The sequence below is a fragment of the Methylomonas sp. Uni0011 genome, assembly GCF_056850255.1.
In genome coordinates this window covers 36,662-58,093 of the sequence record NZ_JBVVNO010000013.1, presented here as the reverse complement: position 1 = coordinate 58,093, position 21,432 = coordinate 36,662, and the positions used below count along the sequence as shown (strand labels likewise).

Below are 21,432 nucleotides of genomic sequence, written 5' to 3'. Positions count from 1 at the left end.
TGGAGCCTTAGGATTTATGTCCGAATACACGGAAGTTGAACAGCCCTTTTTAAGCCAGCTCGCCGGGCTGGGTTGGGAGATCATCGACCAAGGCAGCGGGGTGCCGCAAGATGCGGCGCTGAGTCTGCGCGACAGTTTCCGGCAATGGTTGTTGCCGGCGGTCTTCGACGAGGCGGTCAAGGCCATCAATTTGACCGAATCCGGCGAGCCGTGGTTAACCGACCGCCAGCTTGAGGATTTGCGCAGCCAGTTGCTGCGGCAACCGAACCGGACGCTGCTGGAAGCCAACGAGGCCATTCAGTCCCTGTTGTTCAAGGCGCAGGTTGATGTCAACGAAATCAGCGGCGAAAGCGATCCGGTGGTGAATTTGATCGACTTTCACCAGCCGCAAAACAACCGTTTCCACGCCATCAACCAGTTCCGTATCGATACGCCGGGCTGCGTCAAAAACTTCATCATTCCCGACATCGTGCTGTTCGTAAACGGCATTCCGTTGGTGGTGGTCGAGTGCAAGAAAGGTTCGGAAATTTGCGCCAACCCGATGCAGGAAGCCTTTGTGCAATTGCAGCGCTACATGCGCAAACGCCAGGCCACCGAGCAGGCGGGCTTGAAGGAAGGCGAGCCGCGCCTGTTTCACAGCAACTTGTTATTGATCCGCAGCTGCGGCACCCAAGCCGATTACGGCACCATCACCTCCGGCGAAGAGCATTTTTACGCCTGGAAAACCCTTTACCCCGACGACGATGCGCAACTGGCCGGCATGAATGCGCAGCAGCAATTGATTGCCGGGATGTTGCCGCCGGCGCATTTGCTGCAAATCCTGCGCACCAGTGCGGTGTTCATGGATACCGACAGCGGCCCGCGCATCAAGGTGGTGTGCAGTTACCAGCAATATCGGGCGGCGCACAAGATCATGGCGCGACTGCGCCAGGGCAAAACCGGCGCGGAACGCAGCGGTGTGGTCTGGCATACCCAGGGCTCGGGCAAGTCGCTGACCATGGTGTTTTTGGCGCGCATGCTCCGCGCCAGCCGCGAGTTGAACGATTACAAGATCATTCTGGTGAACGACCGCCAGGACTTGGAGCAGCAACTGAGCGAGACGGCGACGCTGATCGGCGGCCGGGTGAACATGATCGACAGCCGCCAGGCTCTACGCAGCAAATTGGCCAACGATAGTTCCGACGTCAATATGGTGATGGTGCACAAGTTTCAGGAATACAAACAAACCCTGAGCAACACCTTGGCCGAGGCCTTGGGCACCTACCAGGCCATGCCGTCCGGCAGAACCTTTGGCGTGGTCAATGACTCGGAACGCATCATTTTGATGATCGACGAGGCCCACCGCACTCAGAGTTCCGATTTGGGCGATAACCTGTTCGAAGCCTTTCCCAACGCCACCCGCATCGCCTTTACCGGCACGCCATTAATTACCGAGCGCCACGGCGAGCGTAAAACCCACAAGCGTTTCGGCGAGTATATCGATACCTACAAATTGATGGACGCGGTCAACGACGGCGCGACCTTGCAGATTCTCTATGAAGGCAAGACCGCCGACAGCGCGTTGAACGAAAAGCATGATTTCGATCAGGCCTTCGAAGACTTGTTCAAGGATCGTAGCGAAGAAGAACTGCTGGCGATCAAGAAAAAATATGGGGCCACCGGCGACATTCTGGAAGCCGAGCAACGCATCCACGCCATCGCCAAGGATTTGGTCAATCACTATGTCAGTAACATTTTGCCGAACGGCTTCAAGGCGCAGGTGGTGTGCCATTCCAAACTGGCTTGCGTACGCTATCAGGCCGGCATCCGCGCAGCGTTGCAGGAACGGATTACGTTGGAACAGGCGCGGGCCGAACCCGATGCGGAGTTGATCAAACGCCTGCGGTTTCTGAAAACCGCCGTGGTGGTGTCGTCCGACGGCACCAACGAAGCGGCGTACATCACTCAGGTTCGCAAGGAAGCGGCGCGGTTGAATGCGGTCGCTAATTTCTGCAAAAACTTCGATTTTGACGATCCGGAAAAAGAAAACACCGGCATCGCCTTTTTGATTGTTTGCGACATGCTGTTGACCGGCTTCGATGCGCCGATCGAACAGGTCATGTATTTGGACAAAAAGCTGCGCGAGCATACCTTGTTGCAGGCCATCGCTCGCACCAACCGCGTCAAAAAGGGCAAGCAGCGCGGCTATATCGTCGATTACATCGGTCTGGCCAATCATTTGACCGAAGCCTTGACCTTGTATGCCGCCAGCGACGAATTGCAGGAATTGCATGACGGTTTGAAAAGCATTACCTCGGAATTGCCGATCCTGGAGGAACGCTATCAGCGCTTGTTGCAACATTTTCGAGCGTTGAAAATCGAGCAGATCGAAGCGTTTGCGACTGGGGCGTTACCGTCGATCGATGCCGACGCGGCGGTGGTGCATCAGGCGGTCAAAGCGTTGCAGGACGAAAAGCAACGCGCCGACTTTGAAGTGTATTTGAAAAAGTTTTTGAGCAGCCTGGACATCATCCTGCCGCATAGTTCCGGCCAGCCTTACCGGGTGCCGGCCAAGCGCTTCGGTTACATCTTGGCGGTTTGCAAGGAACGTTACAAAGACAGCAGCCTGGATTTGGGCGATGCCGGTGAAAAGGTCAAAGCGCTGATCAACGCCCATTTGATCAGTTTGGGCATCAATCCCAAAGTTGAACCGGTGGAACTGTTGGCGGAAGATTTTCTGGAAAAGCTGGCGGAGCATGCCGGCGGCAATCCGGAAGCCAAGGCCAGCGAGATGGAGCATGCAATCCGCAAGCATTGCACGGTTCATCACGATGAAGACCCGGCGTTTTATCAACGCTTATCGCAAAAGGTCGATGCGCTGCTGGAAAAGCACCAGGAGGAATGGGAGCTATTGGTCGAAAAGCTGGCGGAGCTGCGCACCGAGGCCTTGCACGGCCGCCAACAAGGCGAAGCCGGCATGAGCAAGGAAGCCACCACGTTTTACGAATTTATCGTGCAGGATGGATTCGAGGACGGGAGAATTCCGGAAGGCGACGAGGCCAAGTTTCGGGCGCTGATGGAAAGCGTGGTCGACATTTTGCAGGATACCATAGCCAGCATCGATTTTTGGCGCAACCCGGACAAACAAAAGCGGGTGCGCGGCTTGTTGAAAACCGAGATCAGCAAAACCGGCATCGAAGCGTTAAAGCAGAATCGAGAGCGTGTCGTTGTCGAAATCATGAAGTTAGCAAAAAATCGGCACGACGAATTGTTGAACGCCGGGCGCGGGGAAAATTGATGCAGCTACGCCAAGTGCGAGACATTGAATATCAGCTGTTGCCGGGCACCGAGCGGCAGACGACCGATATTGTGATCGAGCGGGACGGCGTGATTACCGTGCGGCCGCCGCGCTGGATGACGCCGGAGCAAGTCGATGAAACCGTGCTCAGTAAGCGGATGTGGATTTACCGCAATTTGGCCGAATGGCGCGAACTGAATGCCGGCAAAGTCGAACGGGAATGGGTCAATGGCGAGTCGTTTTTGTATTTGGGCCGGCAGTATCGGTTGCAGTTGGTTGCGGACCAAGCTATTCCACTGCAGTTAAAAAACGGCCGTTTTTGTCTGTCGCAATCGGTTCTGAATAGCGGTGGCGCTGACGCTGCATATCGTGCATTCGAAGCGTTTTACCGCGAAAAGGGTGTTTCGATCATCGGCAAGCGAGTGGCCTTGTATGCGGCCAAAGTTGGCGTTACCCCAGGCAAGATTGCAGTTAAGGACATTGGATTAAAATGGGCTGCCTGTCGCAGGAACGGCGATCTGCAATTTCACTGGAAATGCCTGTTAGCGCCGCTGACCATTGTCGATTACATCGTGGTACACGAGTTGTGCCATTTGCGGGTTCCCGACCATTCGGCACGATTTTGGAACGAGGTGGATAAAATAATGCCGGATTATGGCCGGCGTAAGGAATGGCTGCGTGATCGAGGGGTTGCTTTAGCGATTTAGTATGCGCCGGACCGGCCATAGCAAATGAATTGTCTATAATCAGGCTTGGCGAATTTATTTTACCGAGCAGCCATGTCCGACAACCACTCAAGCAAAGCCATTCTTTATGCCTTCACCGCCAATTTGGCGATTGCGCTGACCAAGACCGCGGCCGCGGTTTGGACCGGGTCCGGTTCGCTGGTGGCCGAGGCGGTGCATTCGTTTGCCGATTGCGGTAACCAAGTGTTGCTGTTCATCGGCATGAAGCGGGCGGTGAAGGAGCCGACCGCGCGCCATCCGATGGGTTACGGTCGCGAGTCCTATATCTGGTCGATGATGGTGGCGATTACCTTGTTCTCGGTGGGCGGCCTGTTTTCGATTTACGAAGGTATAGAGCGTCTGCACGACAACCATGCGGTGGAAAACGCGGAGATCGCGATCGGCATCCTGGCGGCTGCCGTGGTGATGGAGGCGCTTTCGTTGAAAGGTGCGTTGGGGGCGATGCGCGGCGAACGGGGCGAGCGCAGTTTGTGGCGCTGGTTCCGCGAGACCCATTCCAGCGAGTTGATGGTGGTGATAGGCGAGGACCTGGCCGCCTTGCTCGGCCTGGTTCTCGCCGCCGGCATGCTGGGTTTGACGTTGCTGACCGGCGACGCGATTTACGACGCGATCGGCTCCATGCTGATCGGCGGCTTGCTGATTCTGGTGGCGCTGGCGGTGGGCCGCGAGGTACACGCCTTGCTGCTGGGCGAAACCGACCGCGAGATTCGCGATGCGGTGGTGGATTTTCTAAAACAGCAACCGGTCGTGGTTCAGGTGTTCAACGTTTGGGCTGTCAGTCATGGTAACGACGTGATGCTGGCGATCAAGGTCGAATTGTTGCCGGATTTGACCGTTTCGCAGGCCGTGTCGCTGAGCAACTCGTTGGAGAAGAACATCAAAGCCAGCCAGCCGCGGGTGAAATGGGTGTTTTTCGAAATTGATAACGCCGATTAACCGACTTTGGTTTCAAGTTTCGAAAGACCGTTTTTCGGCGAAGACCGTTTGCCAATCCTGCTCGAATTTGGTGACGGCGGCATCGGTGGCCGGCACCTGCAACATCTGCCGGGCAATATCCGTCGGTAACGTGGCCGAATGCACGCCCAGCTTTAACACCTCCAAAACCTGGCGGACGTTCTTGAAGCTGGCGACCAACAGTTTTGCCGGCAATTGGTAGCGCTCGACGAACTGCTGCAAATCGGCAACCACGCCGAGGCCGTCGCAGCCCAGGTTGTCGATCCGATTGAGATAGGGGGCCAGATAGTCGGCGCCGTTCATTGCCGCCAAGATGCCCTGCTGCGCGTTGTAAATCGCCGTCGCCAGCACCGGAATGTTCAGTTGTTTCAGGCGTTTGATCGCGGCCAAACCGGCGGCGTGGGCCGGAATCTTGACCACGATGTCGTAGGGCAGCGCATGCAGGCGTTCGGCTTCGGCGACGATTTGGTCGGTGGTATTGCTCAGCACCTGCACATGCAGCCGGCAGGCCGGACCTAAAATATCGCTAACTGCCGGCAGCAGCGCAGTCAAACCCAAGCCGCCGGTCGCCATGATGCTGGGGTTGGTGGTAATGCCGGCCAGAGGCAGAGTCGCTGCTAGCGCCCGGATTTCGGAAATATCGGCGCTGTCCAGATAAAGTTCGTACATAGTGCTTCCCTAAAAATAACGTCAGGCCGGCGATTATTCAGAATGGCGGCGGCAAAGGCAACTAATGATCCGGTCCTAAATGATTTAGTTCGTGCTGAGCTTGTCGAAGTACAACAGCCTTTCGACAGGCTCAAGGCGAACGGACATTAAAACTTCACAAGGCCGGACCATTAATGCTTGGCGAGTGCCTGTTTGATTTTGTCGGCCAGGGCGGCGACGCCGCGTTCGGTGACTTTGCGGTGATTGCCTTTCAACTCGATATCGAATTGATAGGCCGCCGTTTCGGTGTTGACCTTGACCAAATCGCCGATCAAATACGAAAACAAAAAGCTGGGCTTGCTGTGCTGCCCGACCAGCACCCAGTCGGCGCCGGCCGCGCGGCCCAGTTTTGCCGCCTGGTCGGCGTAACGGAACAGGTAACCGAAGCCGGCATTGGCCGCGGCTTGCCGTTGCGGCGCAATCCTGACGATTTCGATGTCGCCACCCTGGCTTAAAGCCTGTTCCAGCAAGGGACGGATGCTGCCGGTGCGAGCCACTTCTGCCGGCGTGTTCGGCAGCGAGGTCAGGTCGTTGGCTTCGAAGTCCAAAATCGCCAGCCGTTGCGCGCTATGGCTGCAGGGGCTTAACAATATCCATGCGGCGCAGCAGAGCGGTCTCAACATGGCGCACCTCGGTTCAGGCCGCGGCCGCTGCGGCGCATTGGGCGCGGTACAGTTCCGCGAACTCTGTCATGCCCAAGCTGGCCACTATTTGGCCGGCATCGTCGAGAATTTCGTAGAACACGCCGCCGTCGCCGACTATTTGAAACAGCACGATGACATCGATTTCGCCACCGCCTTCGCGGTGCGGTTCTTCCTTGGCCGGGCTGACCGTGTAGCTGCCGGTGGCGCGAATTTCCTTCAACGAACCGTCGGGGTGGTACAAGCGGTGTTCGCCCTGGACGACAAAGGTCTTGTTCAATACTTTGTGGCGGTGCAGCACGATCTGGCTGTTAGCGGCAAATTTGAACAAAACATCGACACTGCCGCGGGTCTGGTCCAAGTCCAGAATCGAATAGGTCAAATGTTCGAAGCCGGCCAGGGTTTGCCAGCGGATGCGGCGGTCGTCGAATCGGTACGCGGTCATAATACTCTCCAATGGGGTTGGCGAAATAGCGGTGGATAACTGCGGCCACAGCTTAGCGACAGCGCATTGGTCTGTAAGCCGAAATTTGCCCGGCGGATACGGGCAAATTGCCCGGCGTATGCGGCGGGCTTTGCCGGCGGCGGTGCGGCTTTTAGAATGAAGCGACTTTTTGTTATCCGGACCGGCGGAATATGGCATTACATTGGCATTTGTTGATTCGAATCGTGCTGGCCGGCGGGTTGAGCTTGCTGGCAACGCTGACCTACGCCCTGTATCAAAGCCATAGCCTGGCGGAGCGGAACGCGGCGGAAGTGGCGGATGGCGTAGTGCGGCAGTTGGAAGCGCAATTGCTGTTGATCGATGCCGGCCTGGGGCGCGGCGGCAGCTTTCCGGATTTCGAGTTGTGGAAACAGGCCGGCGGCCAGGCCGGTACTTGTCTGGCCTACCAGCCGGAAACCGGCGGAACTCCGCGTAGCCTGTGTTACGGCGGCAAGCCGACGGCGCGGAATTGGCCGTCGGATTTCGAGACCGCTTACCGTAGCCTGTTTCAGCCTGGCCTGCCGGTATCGCGCAGCATCCGCCGTCAGGGTGGGCAATTCGGCGTGCTGACCTTCGCCGCCAGCGCGGAAACCGAAATCGCCGCCGCCTGGCAGAATGTGCGCGATCTGGCGACTTTGTCGGCGGTGACCCTGGCCGCGGTTTGCGCTTTGGTGTATTGGAGCGTGCGCCGGGCGTTGCGACCGGCGCAAACCATCGTCCGCGGCTTGACTAGGTTGTCGGCCGGCGATTTGGCGCACCGCTTGCCCGGATTCGGACTCGACGAATGGCGGCGCATCGGTATCGCGGTCAATGCCTTAGCCGAATCCCAACAACAGTTGCTGCAACAGCGGCGCCAACTGGCAGCGAAACTGATCCAGCTCCAGGAAGACGAGCGCCGTTATTTGGCCCGCGAACTGCACGACGAATTCGGCCAATGTCTGACCGGTATCAACGCGGTGGCCAGCTCGATTCGGTTCGGCGCTGCCGAACGGGCGCCGGATTTGGCGGCCGAGGCCGAACAAATCAATGAAATTGCCGGCGGTATGTTGCAGCGCTTGCGCGGCTTATTGCAACGGCTGCGGCCGGCCGAGCTGGAGCAGTTGGGGCTGGCGGCCAGTTTGCACAGCGCGGTCGCGGATTGGAATCGGCTCGCAGCCGGCAAGACCGCTTACCGCTTGCAGGTGGCCGGCGACTGCCGCCGCTTAACGGACCAGCAGGCGTTGGCTTTATTCAGAATTACCCAGGAATGCCAGACCAATATCGCCAAACATGCCGCGGCGGCAAACGTGAGGTTGGCGTTGCAAATCGATGAAGGCCGGGCCTTGTTGCAGGTTGAGGACGACGGCGTGGCGCGCGAGTTGCCGGTTGCCGGCGGCGGCCTGGGCTTGCTTGGCATGCGCGAGCGGGTTGCGGCTTTGAATGGCGAACTCAGTCTGGCAATTGCCGAACCGCACGGTCTGCGGGTTGCGGTGAGCCTGCCGCTGGCCCCGGAGCCGGAAGCGCAATGATCGCCATCCTGTTGGTCGACGACCACGCCGTGGTCCGTGCCGGCTACCGGGCCTTGTTGACGAAACAGCCCGATTTGCAAGTCATTGCCGAAGCCGCGGATGCCGCCGAGGCTTACCGGAAATACCGGCAGCAGCCGGCGGATTTGGTGATTACCGATATTTCCTTACCCGGTAGCAGCGGCTTGGAGTTGGTTGCCCGCTTGCGCCAGTTGCAGCCGGACGCCAAAGTTCTGGTGTTCAGTATGCACCAAAATCCGCTGTTCGCCGAGCAGGCCTTGCGGGCCGGGGCCCTGGGGTATGTCAGTAAAAGTAGCCAGCCGGAGGAGTTGCTACGCGCGGTGCGGGAGGTAGCTGCCGGACGGCATGTGTTGAGCGCCGATATCGCCCAGGCCATGGCTTTGGCAAATTTGGGCGACGGCAGCCCGGCCTTGCGCAGTTTGACGGTACGCGAGTTCGAAATCATGCGTTTGCTGGTGGCCGGCCATAGCGTCGATGCCATCGCGGCGATTTTGCATATCAGTCCGAAAACGGTCTGCAATTGCCATTATTTAATCAAACGTAAACTCGGGGTCGGCAGCGACATCGAAATGACCCGTCTGGCCATTCAATGGCAGGTGCTGGATTTGGCGGAGCTGGCCGGTAAATAACGGGTAATGCCGTTAATCCAAGCTCGGCGTCGTCCCGGCAGGGAAACAGAGCTCCCGCCAACGCGGGAGCCACGGTCGTTACGGGCCGCTGTAAAGGCTGTTCGATTTTCATCAATTCTTAATCTGTTCCTAATCGGGACTTCAATTACGCGCATTAGAATCCTTGGCAATGGAATTTTATATGGAGCGTTTTATGTTAAGAGCGGTAACTGTTGCATTCGCGGGATTATTGACTTGTTCGGCCGCATTTGCGGATGGCCACGGCCACGGGCACAAACACGGTCATCATAAACACCATCATCACGACCACTATGTCGAAGTGGAACGCGCCTACTATCCGGAACGCGTCGTCCAGTATGTGCCGGCCCCGCAACCGGCGCCACGCTACAACAGTTACGACCAGCGCTCCACCCAGGGTTTGGTCGGCGGTGCGTTGGGCAGCATGGCGGGTTACGAGATGAGCAAAGGCGATCCGTTGGGCGCGGGTATCGGTGCGGCGGCGGGTGCGTGGCTGGGTAACGGGATGAGCCGTTAGTTCTTTTGCTACGTTGGCAGTTTGTCGTCATGCCCGCCAAGCTAACCAAAGGGCACAAACGCGGGCGGCCAGCGCCATGGAGGGTCAGCTTCGATGCCTAACATACGGAACTAGGCGAATCGGTTTTAGCGTGGCGGAATAGCCCAGGAGTCGGAATGTCGCACAGAGTATTGGCAGGGCGCTTGAAAGCCCGGAAAACCAAGAAAGAAACCCACGACAGTTGCAGCAGGATAGAGCGATTGCTCAACGCACTGCTGTTTTTCATCGCCGTCTGCTACGGCTACTACGTATTGTCCTTCTCCCACCATCTGGTTTGATGTTGCGCTGCCCGTTCGTGGCGTTAGTCATCGAACGGGCCGGCCGGACTTAATCACTGTTTTTCCATGGTCTTAATGAAGGCGTCCGCTTCGTTAATCGACTTTTCCATTTCCACCACCAGCGCCGAGACGTCGGCTTTAACCGAGTCCAACTGGCCTTTCAACGACGCGATGGCTTGGGCGTTCAGGTTATGTTTGAGGTAGAGCACCTGGTCTCTGAACACGCTCAACACCGGTTCGATTTTGGTCTCCGCTTTCCGCATCGCCGTAATCAATTGCTGGTAATGGGCTTTGGTGGCCGTCAGCTTTTGCTGGCTGTCGCGGCGCAGTTTCGGATTGCTGTACTGGCTTAACTCGGTTTCCCATTCACTGAACAACGCCGCGGATACGTCTTCGATATCCGCTATCCGCTTATTGACTTCAGTCGCTTTGCTGACGCTGGCTTCGTATTCGCCGTTCAACTTGTTATAGGTCGCTTCCAGATCGCCGCCTTTGAAGTTGGTGACGAAGGTGAATTGCTCCAGCGCCGATTTGAACTGTTGTTTGGTTTCTTCCTGGGTATCGCGGGCCTTTTCCACCCGATGCACCATCACATCTCGCTTCGGAATGCCGATTTTTTCCAGGCCGCTGTAATAGACCTTGGAACAGGCGGTGGCCGCCAAAAGCAGGCAGCATAAAAAGAGGCGTAAAAATTTCGGCATAAAAACTCCCATTGAACTGGCCGGCCATTATAAGGCGGAGCAGTTGCCGGACAAGCGGAAATCGGGGGCGTTAGGGCCATACCGTTGAGTTAAGCCGTTATATCGACATGGCTGTAGGGGAACCCTCGTTCCCACGCTAACCGTCATTCCGGCAGGGATTGCCGGAATCCAGGCTGCAAGGATCGCTTGAAGCTGCCGTCCATGGCACTGGATGCACGCGTCCTGCGGGCATGACGGCACTTGTGTATAACGATGAGCGCTTCCGCGTGGGGACGTCTAAGGTTGGAGTTGTTATTTTGGGTGGGTGCGGTTTGGGAATTACGTGTCGCTATCGCGACGGGTGTTTTAATGCCGGTTCGCGGACCGGCGACCGCGATATTTTCGTTACGAAAACCATCCCTGGTTTTCGCCCTCCGGGCCAGCCTATCGGCTGTTCAAATTCGTTCCGGACGAATTTGTGCTCCGCCAAAGAAAAGTATCCAAAAGAAAGGCGGCCCGGATGCCGCTTGTTTCCTGCGCGCCGAAGTTTTTGAATGGGGTTGACGGAAGGGGCTTCCTGCCCCTCCGTCAACGCGATGCATCCCTGCATCGCCCCTGCGGGCTATACCATCCAAAAACTCCGGTGCTCGGCGCGGCATACGGGAGGAACAGCGTCGCGGGCTTGAAAGGCTTTGAAGATTCTTTTGGGATTAGTGGAGTAGCTCCGAATAGCGAAGCGTATTCGGAGGAACGAGGGATATTCCAAACAGCGTTTGGACCATCTGCGAGAGTGCACACGTCCCAAATATTTGGCCAACATGCGTCCGATTACGCTACGCTAATCGGACCTACGAGCTGGAGAAAAACGATCCCGAAGTTTGCAGGACACTTTAGTTTTTATAAAAATGTAACCTCGATGGAGTGTAACGAAATCGAGGTTTTGATGGCTTTGGTTATCCCGGATTTCGCTGCGCTTCATCCTGGCTACTTTCTCAATCAAAGGTTGATTACGTGAAAATTCCATTTTTTGATGCGTTGGCAAAAGGACAACGCCTTTTAATCGCTGGTGTTGGCGGCGGATTCGACATTGTCAGCGGTGTCCCCATTTACCTATATTTGCGCCGCCTTGGTAAGCAAGTGGCCATGGCCAATCTCTCTTTCACAGCGCTAGGTTTTTCTAAATGTGAAGAAATTAGCCCTGGCGCTTTTTTTGTTACCAAACAAGCTGCCGATTTGCCATATTTTCCAGAAAGACACATTTTGAATTGGTTGTCGTCTCGGGGAGAAGAGCCAGCAATGTATGCTTTTTCTAATGAAATGGGTGTCTTACCGTTAAGGAGTGCGTACGCCGAAATTGTCGAGCGCCATCAAATCGATACGCTGGTGCTGGTGGACGGCGGCACCGACAGCCTGATTTTTGGGGATGAACCAGGTATAGGAACAGTTGTTGAAGACGCGTGTTCAATGATTGCCGCCAGTGGCGTTGCCGTAAAACAAAGTTTTATGGCCGTGGTCGGCTTTGGAATAGATCATTTCCACGATGTTAACCACCATGCCTGTCTTGAGAATATTGCGACCCTAATCAAAGATGATGGCTATTTGGGTGCTTTTTCTCTAACTAAAGATATGTATGAGGGGAGGGGGTTCTTAGAATTGGTCGATTACCTCAATCAAAATATGCGCGTCCGACATTCTATCGTTACAAATTCGGTTGCTAGCGCAATGCAAGGTGAGTTTGGAGACCATCAAGTGACCAGTAGGACCAGTGGCAGCGAGTTGTTTATAAATCCATTAATGAGTTTGTATTGGACTTTTTCGTTACCTGCTGTGATAAGACGAATGGAGTTTGCTGCAAAAATTGAGAACAGCACTGAAATGGAAGAAGTTGCTAAATTGATCCGCTCTTTCAGGATAGGAAGTAGGATAAGGGTTCGTAAACGTATTCCATTATAAAAACTCGTAGCTTTGAATCAGATTGCGGGGTTGTACGTTGATACCGCGAGGGTTTCCCTCCCGTATGCCGCGCCGAGCACCGGAGCTTTTGAACGGATCAGCCCGTTAGGGGCGCCGCAGGGATGCGGCGCGTTGCCGAAGGGGCAGGAAGCCCCTTTCGGCGACCCCGTTCAAAAGCGAGGAGCGCAGGGAATAAGCGGCGTCCGGGTGTCTTTTCTTTTGGATACTTTTCTTTGGACAAGCAAAGAAAAGTATCGCGGTTGTCGGTCCGCGAACCGACATTAAAACAACCGTCGCGTTAGCGACACATAAACATCAAACGTTATACGGCGTAGAAATCCAGTCCCTCAGCACCGCCTCGTCCCGCTCGGGCAAGTAGGCGAAGTCCCCGGAAATGTCCTTGTACACCGATTCGGCGCTGTGGGTGGATACCAGCTTGCCTTTCAGCATGTAGAAAAACCAGGCAAAAGGATAGCCGGCCTGGCGGTCGAAGCGACTCAGCACGTTGCTCAGCGAGCTGCCTTTCTTGCCGGCGAAGTCTTCCAGGTGCGGCAGGTGATTTTTGTGGGTGTTGACGATTTCGACGTTGACGATTTGTTCGCCGAAGCGGCCGGTGTGGCGGTAGGGGCGGATGATCCAGTCCTCGCTCATCCGGTGTTTCTGGCCGGCGCTGCTGCGGTTCCAGTCGTCCATGAAGCGTTGCGCCGGATGCTCGCCGGGGTGGCGTTCGTTGATCACTTCCATGAACAGCCTGACGTCGGTCTTACGCCGGTAGGTGTAGCGGGAGTGGCCGAAACCGTAGCTTTCGATGCAGAACGGCTGGATCGGGTCGATCAGCTCTTCCAGGTCGGCCGGCGGATTGGTTTCGTCGATCAGCATCCGGTCCGAGACTTCGTGGGTTTTGTCGATTTCGATCAAGGTAAAGTCTTCGGCCTTGTCGCCGGTTTGCACGACGAAATACAGGGTCTTGCCGGTCTGGCGGGTGGCGATTAACTGCAACTCGAGAGCGTGGTCGATCAGGGTTTGCAGATTCTGGCCGCACTCCAGGTAGGTGCGTTCGGCCCACTCGATGATGTCGTTGGCGATGCGGGAGCCGTTCATGTCGACCACGCCGCCCAGCTTGTACCACTCGTCGCCGGTCAGGGCCAGATGAATCGGGTAATCCGGCACCAGTGCCTGCAATTTGCTGAGCAGCAGGTCGTCGGTTTGCCCCGGAATGACTTTTTTACAGCAGTCGGTGATGTCTTGTCCGGCAAGATTGAGTTTGGCTTCAGTCATGATCGGCTTCTGGAGTAGAGGTTGATTGTAAACGTTGCCGCACCAGTTCGCGCACGTCCGGTTCCGGGTCGTCCGCCAGCGCGACCAGTTCGGCCGGATCGGCCTTCAGCGCCGCGGTATAACGCACTACCCAGTCGCTATCGTGCAGCAGCAGCGCCGCATCGTCGGCCGGCATGCGTTCGGCGACGATGCGGCGCACGTCGGGCGCCGGGTCGTTGGCCATCAGGCCCAGGCTGACTTCCGGCAGGCGTTCCGCGACCCGCTTGCGCACTTGCAAATCCTCGTCCTTGATGAAGCGGAACAGCCGACCCGGCGGCAGGCGCTTGGCGACGGTGAGGCGGACGATGTAATCCGGATCGTCCGCCAGCCGTTCCAGATTGTCGGCGTCGATCCGATCGGCCACGGTCATCCGCACTTCGCGATCCGGGTCGTCGATCAGCGCCGCCAATTGTTGCGCGGGCAGGCGGAAGGCGACGGCGCGGCGTACCACCTCGTCCTCGTCTGCGATCAGCGGCAACAAGGCTTTCAGCGGCGAGTAACGCACGGCGATGGCGCGGCGCTCCCAGAATTTATCGCGCAGAAAATTGACTGCGTACACCGGGTTGACTCGGAAGAAACGGTCGATTTGGCGGCCGCTTTGGGCGGCAACGCAGGTGTCGCCGGGCATGCAGCGGCCCATCAGCAAGGTTTTGCCGCGGAACGGGCAAATGCTGCAATCGGCGATCGGTAGGCTGACGGGACGGTCCGCGTCGCTCATGCCGCCACCCTATTCGGGAATGACTTCGGCGATGACGATGCCTGACGCGTGTTCGTAGTTACGGGTCAGGCACAGGCAATGTTCGCGGCCGTCGACCAGATACAGATTGAAGCCGCTGCCTTCCAGCAACGGTTCGTGGTTGGGAATGTCGTCTTCCATGCAATAGGTGAAGTGGATGCCCGGAAATTCGCCGCGCAATTCGGTGACTACGCTTTCGCTCAGCGTGGTGCCGTTGATGCGGTCGGCAATGGTTTGCAGTTGGTCTGGACTGATCATCTTTAAGATTCCTGTTCGAAACAAATGCGTGGTGCCGGGGCAATCCCCATCGATTTGGCCAGCCATGGCGGCGGGGTTTGGCTCAGCACGCTTTGCAGTTGGTGGATGACTTGGTTGATCGCTTCGCCTTGCTCGGTTTTAATCGGGTGCAGGCCGTACTTGATGATTTTGGCGGCGGCCGGCCCGCCGATCGAGGCCACATACAGCACGCGGCAATCGGCGATCAATTGCGCGCGGTAGGCGTTTTTGTCGTCGTGGCGGCGTTGGGCGTCGCTATCGACGCTGCGGATATCGATCAAACGCGCTTCGCTAGCCGAAACCTGATACACCAGGAATTGGCGGCAAGAGCCGAAATGGCCCACGACTTGTTGCGGATCGTCGCTGCCCACGGCTACCAGGATGGAGCCGGGCAGGTCGGCCAAGCGCGGTTGCGGCGCCGGACTGGCGTGCGCTGTCGGGCTTTGCAGGAGCGTCAGTGCGGTGCGCACCGAATCGGCATCGGTTTTTACGCCGAAATTGCCGAGCGCTTGATGCAATTGCGCTTCGCCGAGTTGGGCGAGCTTCGTTTCGTCAAGCACGGGGCCGGCGCAGGCGCGCAACACCGAGACGAACAATTTCGGCGAGGTATCGGGCAGGGCGCGTGCGGCCAACCCGATCCTGAGAGCCAGTTCCCGGCTTAAGCTCGACCGGTCCATCGCTCTACGCCGCTAGCGGCAGAATGCAATTGTCGATCGGGCAGACTTTGACGCATTGCGGTTCGTCGTAATCGCCGTTGCACTCGGTACAGGTTTTTTTGTTGATTTCAAAGACGATGGCGCCTTCCTTGATCGAATCGGTCGGGCACACCGGCAGGCAATCGCCACAGGAAATACACTCTTCGGCTACGATGTAAAGGGACATGGCTTTATTCCTCCGCTAAACGTTTCGCTTGTAACGTGGTCGGGATTTTCGGTGCCGGGGACAGCGGTTCGAAGTAGTATTTCGAGCCGTCGCCGAGCATAACTTCGCCGCCCCATTTGTCGGCGGTATCGAACTCGAGGGATTCTATGGTTTCTTCCAAGTCTTTTTTGGCAATGTAGAACAACAGCTTACCGTCTTCGCGCTTTCTAAGCATGACGCTGGGCATGGGGATTCTCCTTTTGGATAGCGTGAGGCGGGCAATTGCCCGCCTGGCAGGAATGGCGGTGGGCGCCTGGCGGCGCCCACCCTACGCGCTGCGATCTTAGCGGATCAAGTCGTAGTTGTAGTCGGTAGTGCCCATGCCTTTGGTTTCTTTGTCCAACTGCTCCAGAACCGCATTGACCAGGGTGGTCAGCACATACATGCCGCCTTCGTAACCCAGGGTGGTCATGCGGTGCAAGTGGTGGCGGTCGAAGATCGGGAAACCGATGCGGATCAGCGGCACTTCGAACTCTTCACCTTTGTAGAAGGTGTCGCGTTGGATGAATTTGCCGTAGCTGTTGCCAATCATGAAGTCCGGTTTGTTGGTGAACATCAAGGAACGGAAGTGCCACAAGTCGCGACCGATATGTACCGTGGCATTTTGGCCGTAAGGAGATTCGGCCAGGATAGCTTCGCAGGCTTTTTTCCAACGTTTGTTGGCGTGGTTAACCAGCACGTCGCTGACTTCGGCACCGAATTCCAGCAGCATTTTGGTCATGCCCAAGGCAAAGTCGGCGTCGCCGTACAGCGCGAATTTTTTGCCGTGCAGCCAGGCGTGCGAGTCGGTGATCATGTCCACGTAACGACCGCGCTCTTTTTCCAACGATTCCGGAATGGCTTTGCCGCTCAGTTCGGAGATTTTCATCAGGAATGCGTCGGTCCATTCCAAGCCCATCGGAATGTTCAGTTTCGGTACGTCGTGATTCCAAGTGGTTTCGGCGAACTTTTTGGTTTTTTCCAATTGCCAGGGTTGCAGCAGCACGGTGGTAATCGCGTTCGGCGCATCCTTGATTTCGTCCATGGTGGTGCCGCCGGAATACATCCGGAAAGTACCGTCGGCCGGAGTATCCAATACTTCGGTCGGATCGCTGAGCAGGGTATAGCCCACGCCCATTTCTTTCATCATCCGGTGGATGATGCGGTAGTTGCCCAAATAGGTTTCGAAACCGGGTACAAAATTGATTTTACCGTTTTTGCCTGGCTCTTTGCCTTCCATGCTTTTCAGCGTGAAGTAACGCGCCATGCCTTCGAACATGTTGTCCCAGCCGGTGGTGTGGCTACCCACGAAGCTTGGGGTGTGAGCAAACGGTACCGGGAAGTCTTGGTCGACGTGGCCTTCTTTTTTGGCGTTGTTGATAAACGCGTTCAAGTCGTCGCCGATAACTTCAGCCATACAGGTGGTCGATACCGCGATGATGTCCGGTTTGTACAAGGCTTTGGCGTTTTCCAGGCCGGCGAACATGTTTTTCTGACCGCCGAATACCGCCGCATCTTCGGTCATGGAGTCGGAGACGCAAGATACCGGCTCTTTGAAGTGACGGTTGAAGTAAGTCCGGAAGTAGGCAACGCAACCTTGCGAACCGTGCACGTACGGCATGGTTTTTTCGAAGCCCAGTGCGCACAGTACCGCGCCCAGAGGTTGGCAGGCTTTAGCCGGGTTGATCGTGATCGCTTCGCGGCTGAAGTTCAGTTCTTGGTATTCCTGGGTGGTGGTCCATTGGAATACTTCGTCGATTTGATCTTGCGGATGACGTTCTTCGTACATCGCGCGCTTGTTGGCAAGATTTTCCTTGTATTCGTCGGTACGGAATAAAGGATAACTCGGTTGGATATTGTCGACTTGTTGGCTCATGATAATCTCCTAAACGCGCCACTAATCTGTGGTCCGGCGTTGAATGGATTGGGTCTGGAGGGTGATCGCCGTTTCGACGTCCACCCATCGATCTGGGAAGGTGAACGCGATACCGCGTCCACCCTGCCGATTAAGCAACCGCTTTTACCGCTTCGCTTTCGGATTCGGCTTTTTTCCAGGGCACCTGGATTTGTTTCCAGCAAGGGTTGTTCAGGGTCATGTCCATATCGCGGGCGAAGATGGCGAAGCCGTCGTAGCCGTGGTATGGGCCTGAATAATCCCAGGAGTGCATTTGCCGGAATGGGATGCCCATTTTTTGGAAAATGTATTTTTCCTTGATACCGGAACCGACCAAGTCGGGTTTGACCTTTTTCACGAATTCTTCGAATTCGTAGCCGGTGACGTCGTCGTACAACAAGGTGGCATTGCCCATTTCCTTGATGGTACGGTCGTAGTCATCGTTGTGACCGAATTCGTAACCGGTACCGACCACTTCCATACCCAAGTCTTCGTATGCACCGATGACGTGGCGTGGACGCAAGCCGCCGATGTACAACATGACTTTTTTGCCTTGCAGGCGTGGTTTGTACTTGGCGATAACCGCTTCGTACTCGGCTTGGTAACGAGCGATCACGCGTTCTGCGCCTTCTTTGATGGTGTCATCGAAGTGAGCGGCGATTTTGCGCAAGCTCTCGGCGATTTTGGTCGGGCCGAAGAAGTTGTACTCGATCCAGGGAATGCTGTACTTTTCTTCCATGTGCCGGGCGATGTAGTTCATCGAACGGTAGCAGTGAATCAGGTTCAGTTTCACTTTTGGGGTTTTTTCGATCTCGGCGATGGTACCGTCGCCGGACCATTGCGCAACGACGCGCAGACCCATTTCTTCCAACAAAGTCCGTGAAGCCCAAGCGTCACCACCGATGTTGTAGTCGCCGATTACCGCGACGTCGTACGGAGTGGTTGGGAAGCTATCGTCGCCGTCGCGTTTGTCCAATACCCAGTCACGAATCGCGTCGTTGGCGATATGGTGGCCCAGAGATTGGGATACGCCGCGGAAACCTTCGCAACGCACCGGCACCACGGTTTTACCGATGTCTTTGGCTTTGTTTTTGGAAACGGCTTCGATGTCGTCGCCGATCAGACCGATCGGGCACTCGGATTGCACGGAAATACCTTTGTGCAATGGGAATAAAGCTTCGATCTCGTCGATACATTTGGCCAGTTTTTTGTCGCCGCCGAAGACGATGTCTTTCTCTTGGAAATCCGAAGTGAAGTTCATCGTACCGAAGGTGTTGACACCGGTGGTACCGACGTAATAGTTACGGCGGCCGGCGCGGGAATATTGGCCGCAGCCGACAGGACCGTGGGAAATGTGGATCATGTCCTTGATCGGACCCCAAACCACACCCTTGGAACCGGCATACGCGCAACCACGGATGGTCATCACGCCTGGCAAGGATTTACGGTTTGAAGTAATGCATTTATTGGATTTTTCCAAGCTTTGATCGTTTACCGCCAAGTGCTTGGCGCGGTCTTTCTTGGCTTTCTCAGGATAGACTTCCAGCACTTCTGCGATCAGCGCTTCAGTCTCTTCTCTTGTCATGGCAGCCATGATGTTTTCCTCCTAATGTCGTGGGTAATCCCCCAACAGACAGTTTTTGGGAACAGATAGGGTGGCGGGCGCTCATCCGCCCGCCGGTTTCTCGCTAGACTTATTCTTCAGCAGCGGTTTTGCCGACCAAAGTTTCGTCTTCTTCTTCCATCAGGCCGAAGTTCATCAACAATTCTTCCAGTTCGTCCATGCTGATCGGAGTAGGGATCACCAGGTTTTTGTTGTTCAGAACTTTTTGAGCCAAAGCGCGGTATTCGTCTGCTTGTTTGGCGGTTGGTTCGTACTCGATAACCGTCATACGACGGATTTCGGCACGTTGTACAACGTTGTCACGTGGTACGAAGTGGATCATTTGAGTGCCCATTTGTCTTGCCAACTCTTCGATCAGTTCGTCTTCACGAGCTGTTTGACGTGAGTTGCAGATCAAACCGGCCAAACGGACGCCGCCTGAGTTGGCGTATTTGACGATACCTTTGGCGATGTTGTTGGCCGCGTACATGGCCATCATCTCGCCAGAGCAAACGATGTAAATTTCTTGCGCTTTGTTTTCGCGGATAGGCATCGCGAAACCGCCGCAAACAACGTCACCCAATACGTCGTAGAACACGAAGTCGAGTTCGTCGTCGTAAGCGCCTTCCTCTTCCAGGAAGTTGATCGCGGTGATAACACCACGGCCGGCGCAGCCAACTCCTGGCTCTGGACCGCCTGATTCAACGCATTTAACGTCGCCGTAGCCGACTTTCAACACGTCTTCCAGTTCCAAGTCCTCGACGCTACCAGCTTCAGCAGCCAAGTGCATGATGGTGGTTTGAGCTTTTGAGTGCAGGATCAAGCGAGTAGAATCGGCTTTAGGGTCGCAGCCGACGATCATCACTTTTTTACCGGCTTCCGCCAGAGCGGCAACCAGGTTTTGGGTAGTGGTGGATTTACCGATACCACCTTTACCGTAAATAGCACATTGACGTAGTTTCGCCATGGTCTTCTCCTCTTGAGTGGGTGTTGTTAATAACAACCTGATAAGAGCAATGGCCGTGCCAATGTGGTATTTGTTTTTATCTTGTTGATTTTAAATGATAAAAAATTCGGATTTTCCGGTTTGGCATGGTGGGGTTGGCAACATTGTTTGTAGGGTCTTGTTATTTAACCAACATAAAAAGCGGGGTTTTTGGCGGGAGAGGTCAGGCGGGATGTTTGATTGGTTGGTCGATGGTTGTTGAGAGAATCTAAACCGTTAGGCGTCGCGGACCGTGACTTTTGAGTTTGTTAGGATTCTCACGCTTTAGATTTGCTGCGGTATTGCCTACCCACAGTTTTTATGCCGGTTTCCATGTAGGTTGGCGGCAAGGTATGAGTTCCAAGTTTTAAAGTTCAACAAAATAAGCAGTTGCCGTGCGGTTCCAGGTTCGCTGCCGCCGTGGTAAATGATGTTCAGCACTTCGCCAGTACCAAGCGTTTCCGTTGAGCGCCGCTTTAATTCATCAATGTCCATACAGCCTTATGAACCGGTAGATTAAAGCAATTAAGCATAGTGTGTACCTTTGTCCTTGGCTAAAATCGATCAAAACCGATAGCCGCTAGGCGTGTTTCGAATATAAGCATTCGGCCTAAAACAGTTATAGCGATTGGGACTCTAGTCTTGCTCATACAACTTGTTGAGAGCAATATTGACTATGTCGGCTACTTCCTTACCTTTAACGGAACCGGCCCGCTCTGCATAGCCGATGGCCGCCCGGTAAAATGCTTCCGCCTGCTCACGCCGCTGCTGGTTAGCGTAAAGATCACCGAGGTATAAAGCTGAATCTGCTGCCGCAATCCAGCCTTCGACAGTATTAGACTGTTGCGCGTATTCCAAGGCCTCCATAAAACGGGCTTCAGCCAGATCCGTGCACTGAAGTTCTTTATAAAGAAAACCGAGGTTACGAGCTGCGTTGGAAGCTGCAGCCCAGCCTTCTGCTGACTGGCCCTGTTTTCCGTAGTGTATAGCTTTTAGGCAGTAGCCTTCCGACTGCTCCAGACTCTGCTGTTGATAGAGCACAACTGCGCAGTTTGAAGCAGCATCGGCGGCAATAACCCAGCCTTCCGCCGAGTCGGCCCGCTCGCCGTAGTCGATGGCCTGGCGGTACGCGTCGGCGGCCGGTTCCGGGCGCTGCTGCTCCTCGTGTAGCAAGCCGAGATTGTAGGCGGCCCTGGCGGCTTCAACCCAGCCTGCCGCCGAGTCGGCCCGCTCCCCGTAGTCGATGGCCTGGCGGCACGCGTCGGCGGCCG

General features: G+C 55.8%; 22 protein-coding genes. 8 read left to right on the top strand and 14 right to left on the bottom strand.

The features are described 5' to 3' along the window. Positions 1 to 16 precede the first annotated feature (16 nt). The 3 genes from AC0IM9_RS14495 (at position 17) to AC0IM9_RS14485 (ending at position 4,959) form a co-directional block, all read left to right on the top strand. Entirely contained in the window at positions 17 to 3,277 is a 3,261-nt protein-coding gene (locus tag AC0IM9_RS14495) for a type I restriction endonuclease subunit R (RefSeq protein WP_482804490.1), read from the top strand. Beyond that, entirely contained in the window at positions 3,277 to 3,984 is a 708-nt protein-coding gene (locus AC0IM9_RS14490) for a M48 family metallopeptidase (RefSeq protein WP_482804489.1), read from the top strand. Before AC0IM9_RS14495 ends, AC0IM9_RS14490 begins: the two co-directional genes overlap by 1 nt. Positions 3,985 to 4,056: 72 nt before the next feature. Continuing rightward, entirely contained in the window at positions 4,057 to 4,959 is a 903-nt protein-coding gene (locus tag AC0IM9_RS14485; protein WP_482804488.1) for a cation diffusion facilitator family transporter, read from the top strand. 12 nt (positions 4,960 to 4,971) lie between these two features. Here the strand turns inward: AC0IM9_RS14485 and AC0IM9_RS14480 are convergent, their stop codons facing one another. The 3 genes from AC0IM9_RS14480 to AC0IM9_RS14470 all read right to left on the bottom strand — a co-directional run bounded on the left by AC0IM9_RS14480 (position 4,972) and on the right by AC0IM9_RS14470 (position 6,771). Continuing rightward, positions 4,972 to 5,646, bottom strand: coding sequence for a transaldolase family protein (locus AC0IM9_RS14480; RefSeq protein WP_482804487.1), 675 nt, complete (start codon positions 5,644 to 5,646; stop codon positions 4,972 to 4,974). 170 nt (positions 5,647 to 5,816) lie between these two features. Then, a complete protein-coding gene (locus AC0IM9_RS14475) occupies positions 5,817 to 6,308 on the bottom strand; it encodes a DUF2380 domain-containing protein (protein ID WP_482804486.1) in 492 nt (163 codons plus the stop codon). Positions 6,309 to 6,321: 13 nt separating this feature from the next. Next, the gene (locus AC0IM9_RS14470; RefSeq protein ID WP_482804485.1) at positions 6,322 to 6,771 is read right to left on the bottom strand and encodes a cupin domain-containing protein; all 450 of its coding nucleotides are present in this window, start codon (positions 6,769 to 6,771) and stop codon (positions 6,322 to 6,324) included. 191 nt (positions 6,772 to 6,962) lie between these two features. Between AC0IM9_RS14470 and AC0IM9_RS14465 the strand changes: the two genes are divergently transcribed. The 4 genes from AC0IM9_RS14465 to AC0IM9_RS14450 all read left to right on the top strand — a co-directional run bounded on the left by AC0IM9_RS14465 (position 6,963) and on the right by AC0IM9_RS14450 (position 9,817). Further along, positions 6,963 to 8,318, top strand: coding sequence for a histidine kinase (locus AC0IM9_RS14465; RefSeq protein ID WP_482804484.1), 1,356 nt, complete (start codon positions 6,963 to 6,965; stop codon positions 8,316 to 8,318). Next, complete coding sequence (locus tag AC0IM9_RS14460; protein WP_482804483.1) at positions 8,315 to 8,965, top strand: response regulator; 651 nt, start codon at positions 8,315 to 8,317, stop codon at positions 8,963 to 8,965. The genes AC0IM9_RS14465 and AC0IM9_RS14460 overlap by 4 nt, the downstream gene beginning before the upstream one ends. A 193-nt stretch (positions 8,966 to 9,158) precedes the next feature. Then, entirely contained in the window at positions 9,159 to 9,500 is a 342-nt protein-coding gene (locus AC0IM9_RS14455; RefSeq protein WP_140911800.1) for a hypothetical protein, read from the top strand. Positions 9,501 to 9,655: 155 nt separating this feature from the next. After that, a complete protein-coding gene (locus AC0IM9_RS14450; protein ID WP_445371390.1) occupies positions 9,656 to 9,817 on the top strand; it encodes a hypothetical protein in 162 nt (53 codons plus the stop codon). Positions 9,818 to 9,870: 53 nt separating this feature from the next. Here AC0IM9_RS14450 and AC0IM9_RS14445 read toward each other — a convergent pair whose 3' ends face one another. Next, positions 9,871 to 10,518, bottom strand: a complete 648-nt coding sequence (locus AC0IM9_RS14445; RefSeq protein ID WP_482804482.1) for a DUF2959 domain-containing protein — start codon at positions 10,516 to 10,518, stop codon at positions 9,871 to 9,873. Positions 10,519 to 11,508: 990 nt separating this feature from the next. On the opposite strand from AC0IM9_RS14445, the gene AC0IM9_RS14440 reads away from it, so the two are divergent. After that, positions 11,509 to 12,450, top strand: coding sequence for a DUF1152 domain-containing protein (locus AC0IM9_RS14440; RefSeq protein ID WP_140911802.1), 942 nt, complete (start codon positions 11,509 to 11,511; stop codon positions 12,448 to 12,450). Between the two features lie 315 nt (positions 12,451 to 12,765). On the opposite strand, the gene AC0IM9_RS14435 is transcribed toward AC0IM9_RS14440, so the two are convergent. The 10 genes from AC0IM9_RS14435 to AC0IM9_RS14390 all read right to left on the bottom strand — a co-directional run. Further along, entirely contained in the window at positions 12,766 to 13,728 is a 963-nt protein-coding gene (locus AC0IM9_RS14435; protein WP_140911803.1) for a hypothetical protein, read from the bottom strand. Beyond that, positions 13,721 to 14,485, bottom strand: a complete 765-nt coding sequence (locus AC0IM9_RS14430) for a 4Fe4S-binding leucine-rich repeat protein (RefSeq protein ID WP_482804481.1) — start codon at positions 14,483 to 14,485, stop codon at positions 13,721 to 13,723. Before AC0IM9_RS14430 ends, AC0IM9_RS14435 begins: the two co-directional genes overlap by 8 nt. 9 nt (positions 14,486 to 14,494) lie before the next feature. Further along, positions 14,495 to 14,761 (bottom strand): DUF6129 family protein, encoded by a 267-nt coding sequence (locus AC0IM9_RS14425; protein ID WP_140911805.1) that lies wholly within the window; start codon positions 14,759 to 14,761, stop codon positions 14,495 to 14,497. Between the two features lie 2 nt (positions 14,762 to 14,763). After that, positions 14,764 to 15,456, bottom strand: coding sequence for a nitrogen fixation protein NifX (gene nifX / locus AC0IM9_RS14420; protein ID WP_482804480.1), 693 nt, complete (start codon positions 15,454 to 15,456; stop codon positions 14,764 to 14,766). A 4-nt stretch (positions 15,457 to 15,460) separates the two neighbouring features. Continuing rightward, positions 15,461 to 15,661: a 4Fe-4S binding protein gene (locus AC0IM9_RS14415; protein WP_140911807.1), complete on the bottom strand. Its 201-nt coding sequence runs from the start codon at positions 15,659 to 15,661 to the stop codon at positions 15,461 to 15,463. A gap of 4 nt (positions 15,662 to 15,665) precedes the next feature. Next, the gene (gene nifT, locus AC0IM9_RS14410) at positions 15,666 to 15,887 is read right to left on the bottom strand and encodes a putative nitrogen fixation protein NifT (RefSeq protein WP_140911808.1); all 222 of its coding nucleotides are present in this window, start codon (positions 15,885 to 15,887) and stop codon (positions 15,666 to 15,668) included. Between the two features lie 96 nt (positions 15,888 to 15,983). Beyond that, complete coding sequence (gene nifK, locus AC0IM9_RS14405) at positions 15,984 to 17,555, bottom strand: nitrogenase molybdenum-iron protein subunit beta (protein ID WP_140911809.1); 1,572 nt, start codon at positions 17,553 to 17,555, stop codon at positions 15,984 to 15,986. 130 nt (positions 17,556 to 17,685) lie between these two features. Beyond that, positions 17,686 to 19,167 carry a nitrogenase molybdenum-iron protein alpha chain gene (gene nifD, locus AC0IM9_RS14400; protein ID WP_140911810.1) on the bottom strand — a complete coding sequence of 494 codons (1,482 nt, stop codon included), beginning with the start codon at positions 19,165 to 19,167 and terminating at the stop codon, positions 17,686 to 17,688. A 100-nt stretch (positions 19,168 to 19,267) separates the two neighbouring features. After that, on the bottom strand, positions 19,268 to 20,143 hold the full coding sequence (nifH, locus tag AC0IM9_RS14395) for a nitrogenase iron protein (RefSeq protein WP_445371386.1): 876 nt from the start codon (positions 20,141 to 20,143) through the stop codon (positions 19,268 to 19,270). Positions 20,144 to 20,797: 654 nt separating this feature from the next. Beyond that, positions 20,798 to 21,432: tetratricopeptide repeat protein (locus tag AC0IM9_RS14390; RefSeq protein WP_482804479.1), on the bottom strand; the 635-nt coding region annotated here is incomplete at its 5' end.

What these genes read in the sequence shown, in the direction of transcription:
- AC0IM9_RS14495 (WP_482804490.1), top strand. Translation starts at nt 17, where the DNA reads ATGTCCGAATACACGGAAGTTGAACAGCCCTTTTTAAGCCAGCTCGCC.
- AC0IM9_RS14490 (WP_482804489.1), top strand. Translation starts at nt 3,277, where the DNA reads ATGCAGCTACGCCAAGTGCGAGACATTGAATATCAGCTGTTGCCGGGC.
- AC0IM9_RS14485 (WP_482804488.1), top strand. Translation starts at nt 4,057, where the DNA reads ATGTCCGACAACCACTCAAGCAAAGCCATTCTTTATGCCTTCACCGCC.
- AC0IM9_RS14480 (WP_482804487.1), bottom strand. Translation starts at nt 5,646, where the DNA reads ATGTACGAACTTTATCTGGACAGCGCCGATATTTCCGAAATCCGGGCG.
- AC0IM9_RS14475 (WP_482804486.1), bottom strand. Translation starts at nt 6,308, where the DNA reads ATGTTGAGACCGCTCTGCTGCGCCGCATGGATATTGTTAAGCCCCTGC.
- AC0IM9_RS14470 (WP_482804485.1), bottom strand. Translation starts at nt 6,771, where the DNA reads ATGACCGCGTACCGATTCGACGACCGCCGCATCCGCTGGCAAACCCTG.
- AC0IM9_RS14465 (WP_482804484.1), top strand. Translation starts at nt 6,963, where the DNA reads ATGGCATTACATTGGCATTTGTTGATTCGAATCGTGCTGGCCGGCGGG.
- AC0IM9_RS14460 (WP_482804483.1), top strand. Translation starts at nt 8,315, where the DNA reads ATGATCGCCATCCTGTTGGTCGACGACCACGCCGTGGTCCGTGCCGGC.
- AC0IM9_RS14455 (WP_140911800.1), top strand. Translation starts at nt 9,159, where the DNA reads ATGTTAAGAGCGGTAACTGTTGCATTCGCGGGATTATTGACTTGTTCG.
- AC0IM9_RS14450 (WP_445371390.1), top strand. Translation starts at nt 9,656, where the DNA reads ATGTCGCACAGAGTATTGGCAGGGCGCTTGAAAGCCCGGAAAACCAAG.
- AC0IM9_RS14445 (WP_482804482.1), bottom strand. Translation starts at nt 10,518, where the DNA reads ATGCCGAAATTTTTACGCCTCTTTTTATGCTGCCTGCTTTTGGCGGCC.
- AC0IM9_RS14435 (WP_140911803.1), bottom strand. Translation starts at nt 13,728, where the DNA reads ATGACTGAAGCCAAACTCAATCTTGCCGGACAAGACATCACCGACTGC.
- AC0IM9_RS14430 (WP_482804481.1), bottom strand. Translation starts at nt 14,485, where the DNA reads ATGAGCGACGCGGACCGTCCCGTCAGCCTACCGATCGCCGATTGCAGC.
- AC0IM9_RS14425 (WP_140911805.1), bottom strand. Translation starts at nt 14,761, where the DNA reads ATGATCAGTCCAGACCAACTGCAAACCATTGCCGACCGCATCAACGGC.
- nifX (WP_482804480.1), bottom strand. Translation starts at nt 15,456, where the DNA reads ATGGACCGGTCGAGCTTAAGCCGGGAACTGGCTCTCAGGATCGGGTTG.
- AC0IM9_RS14415 (WP_140911807.1), bottom strand. Translation starts at nt 15,661, where the DNA reads ATGTCCCTTTACATCGTAGCCGAAGAGTGTATTTCCTGTGGCGATTGC.
- nifT (WP_140911808.1), bottom strand. Translation starts at nt 15,887, where the DNA reads ATGCCCAGCGTCATGCTTAGAAAGCGCGAAGACGGTAAGCTGTTGTTC.
- nifK (WP_140911809.1), bottom strand. Translation starts at nt 17,555, where the DNA reads ATGAGCCAACAAGTCGACAATATCCAACCGAGTTATCCTTTATTCCGT.
- nifD (WP_140911810.1), bottom strand. Translation starts at nt 19,167, where the DNA reads ATGGCTGCCATGACAAGAGAAGAGACTGAAGCGCTGATCGCAGAAGTG.
- nifH (WP_445371386.1), bottom strand. Translation starts at nt 20,143, where the DNA reads ATGGCGAAACTACGTCAATGTGCTATTTACGGTAAAGGTGGTATCGGT.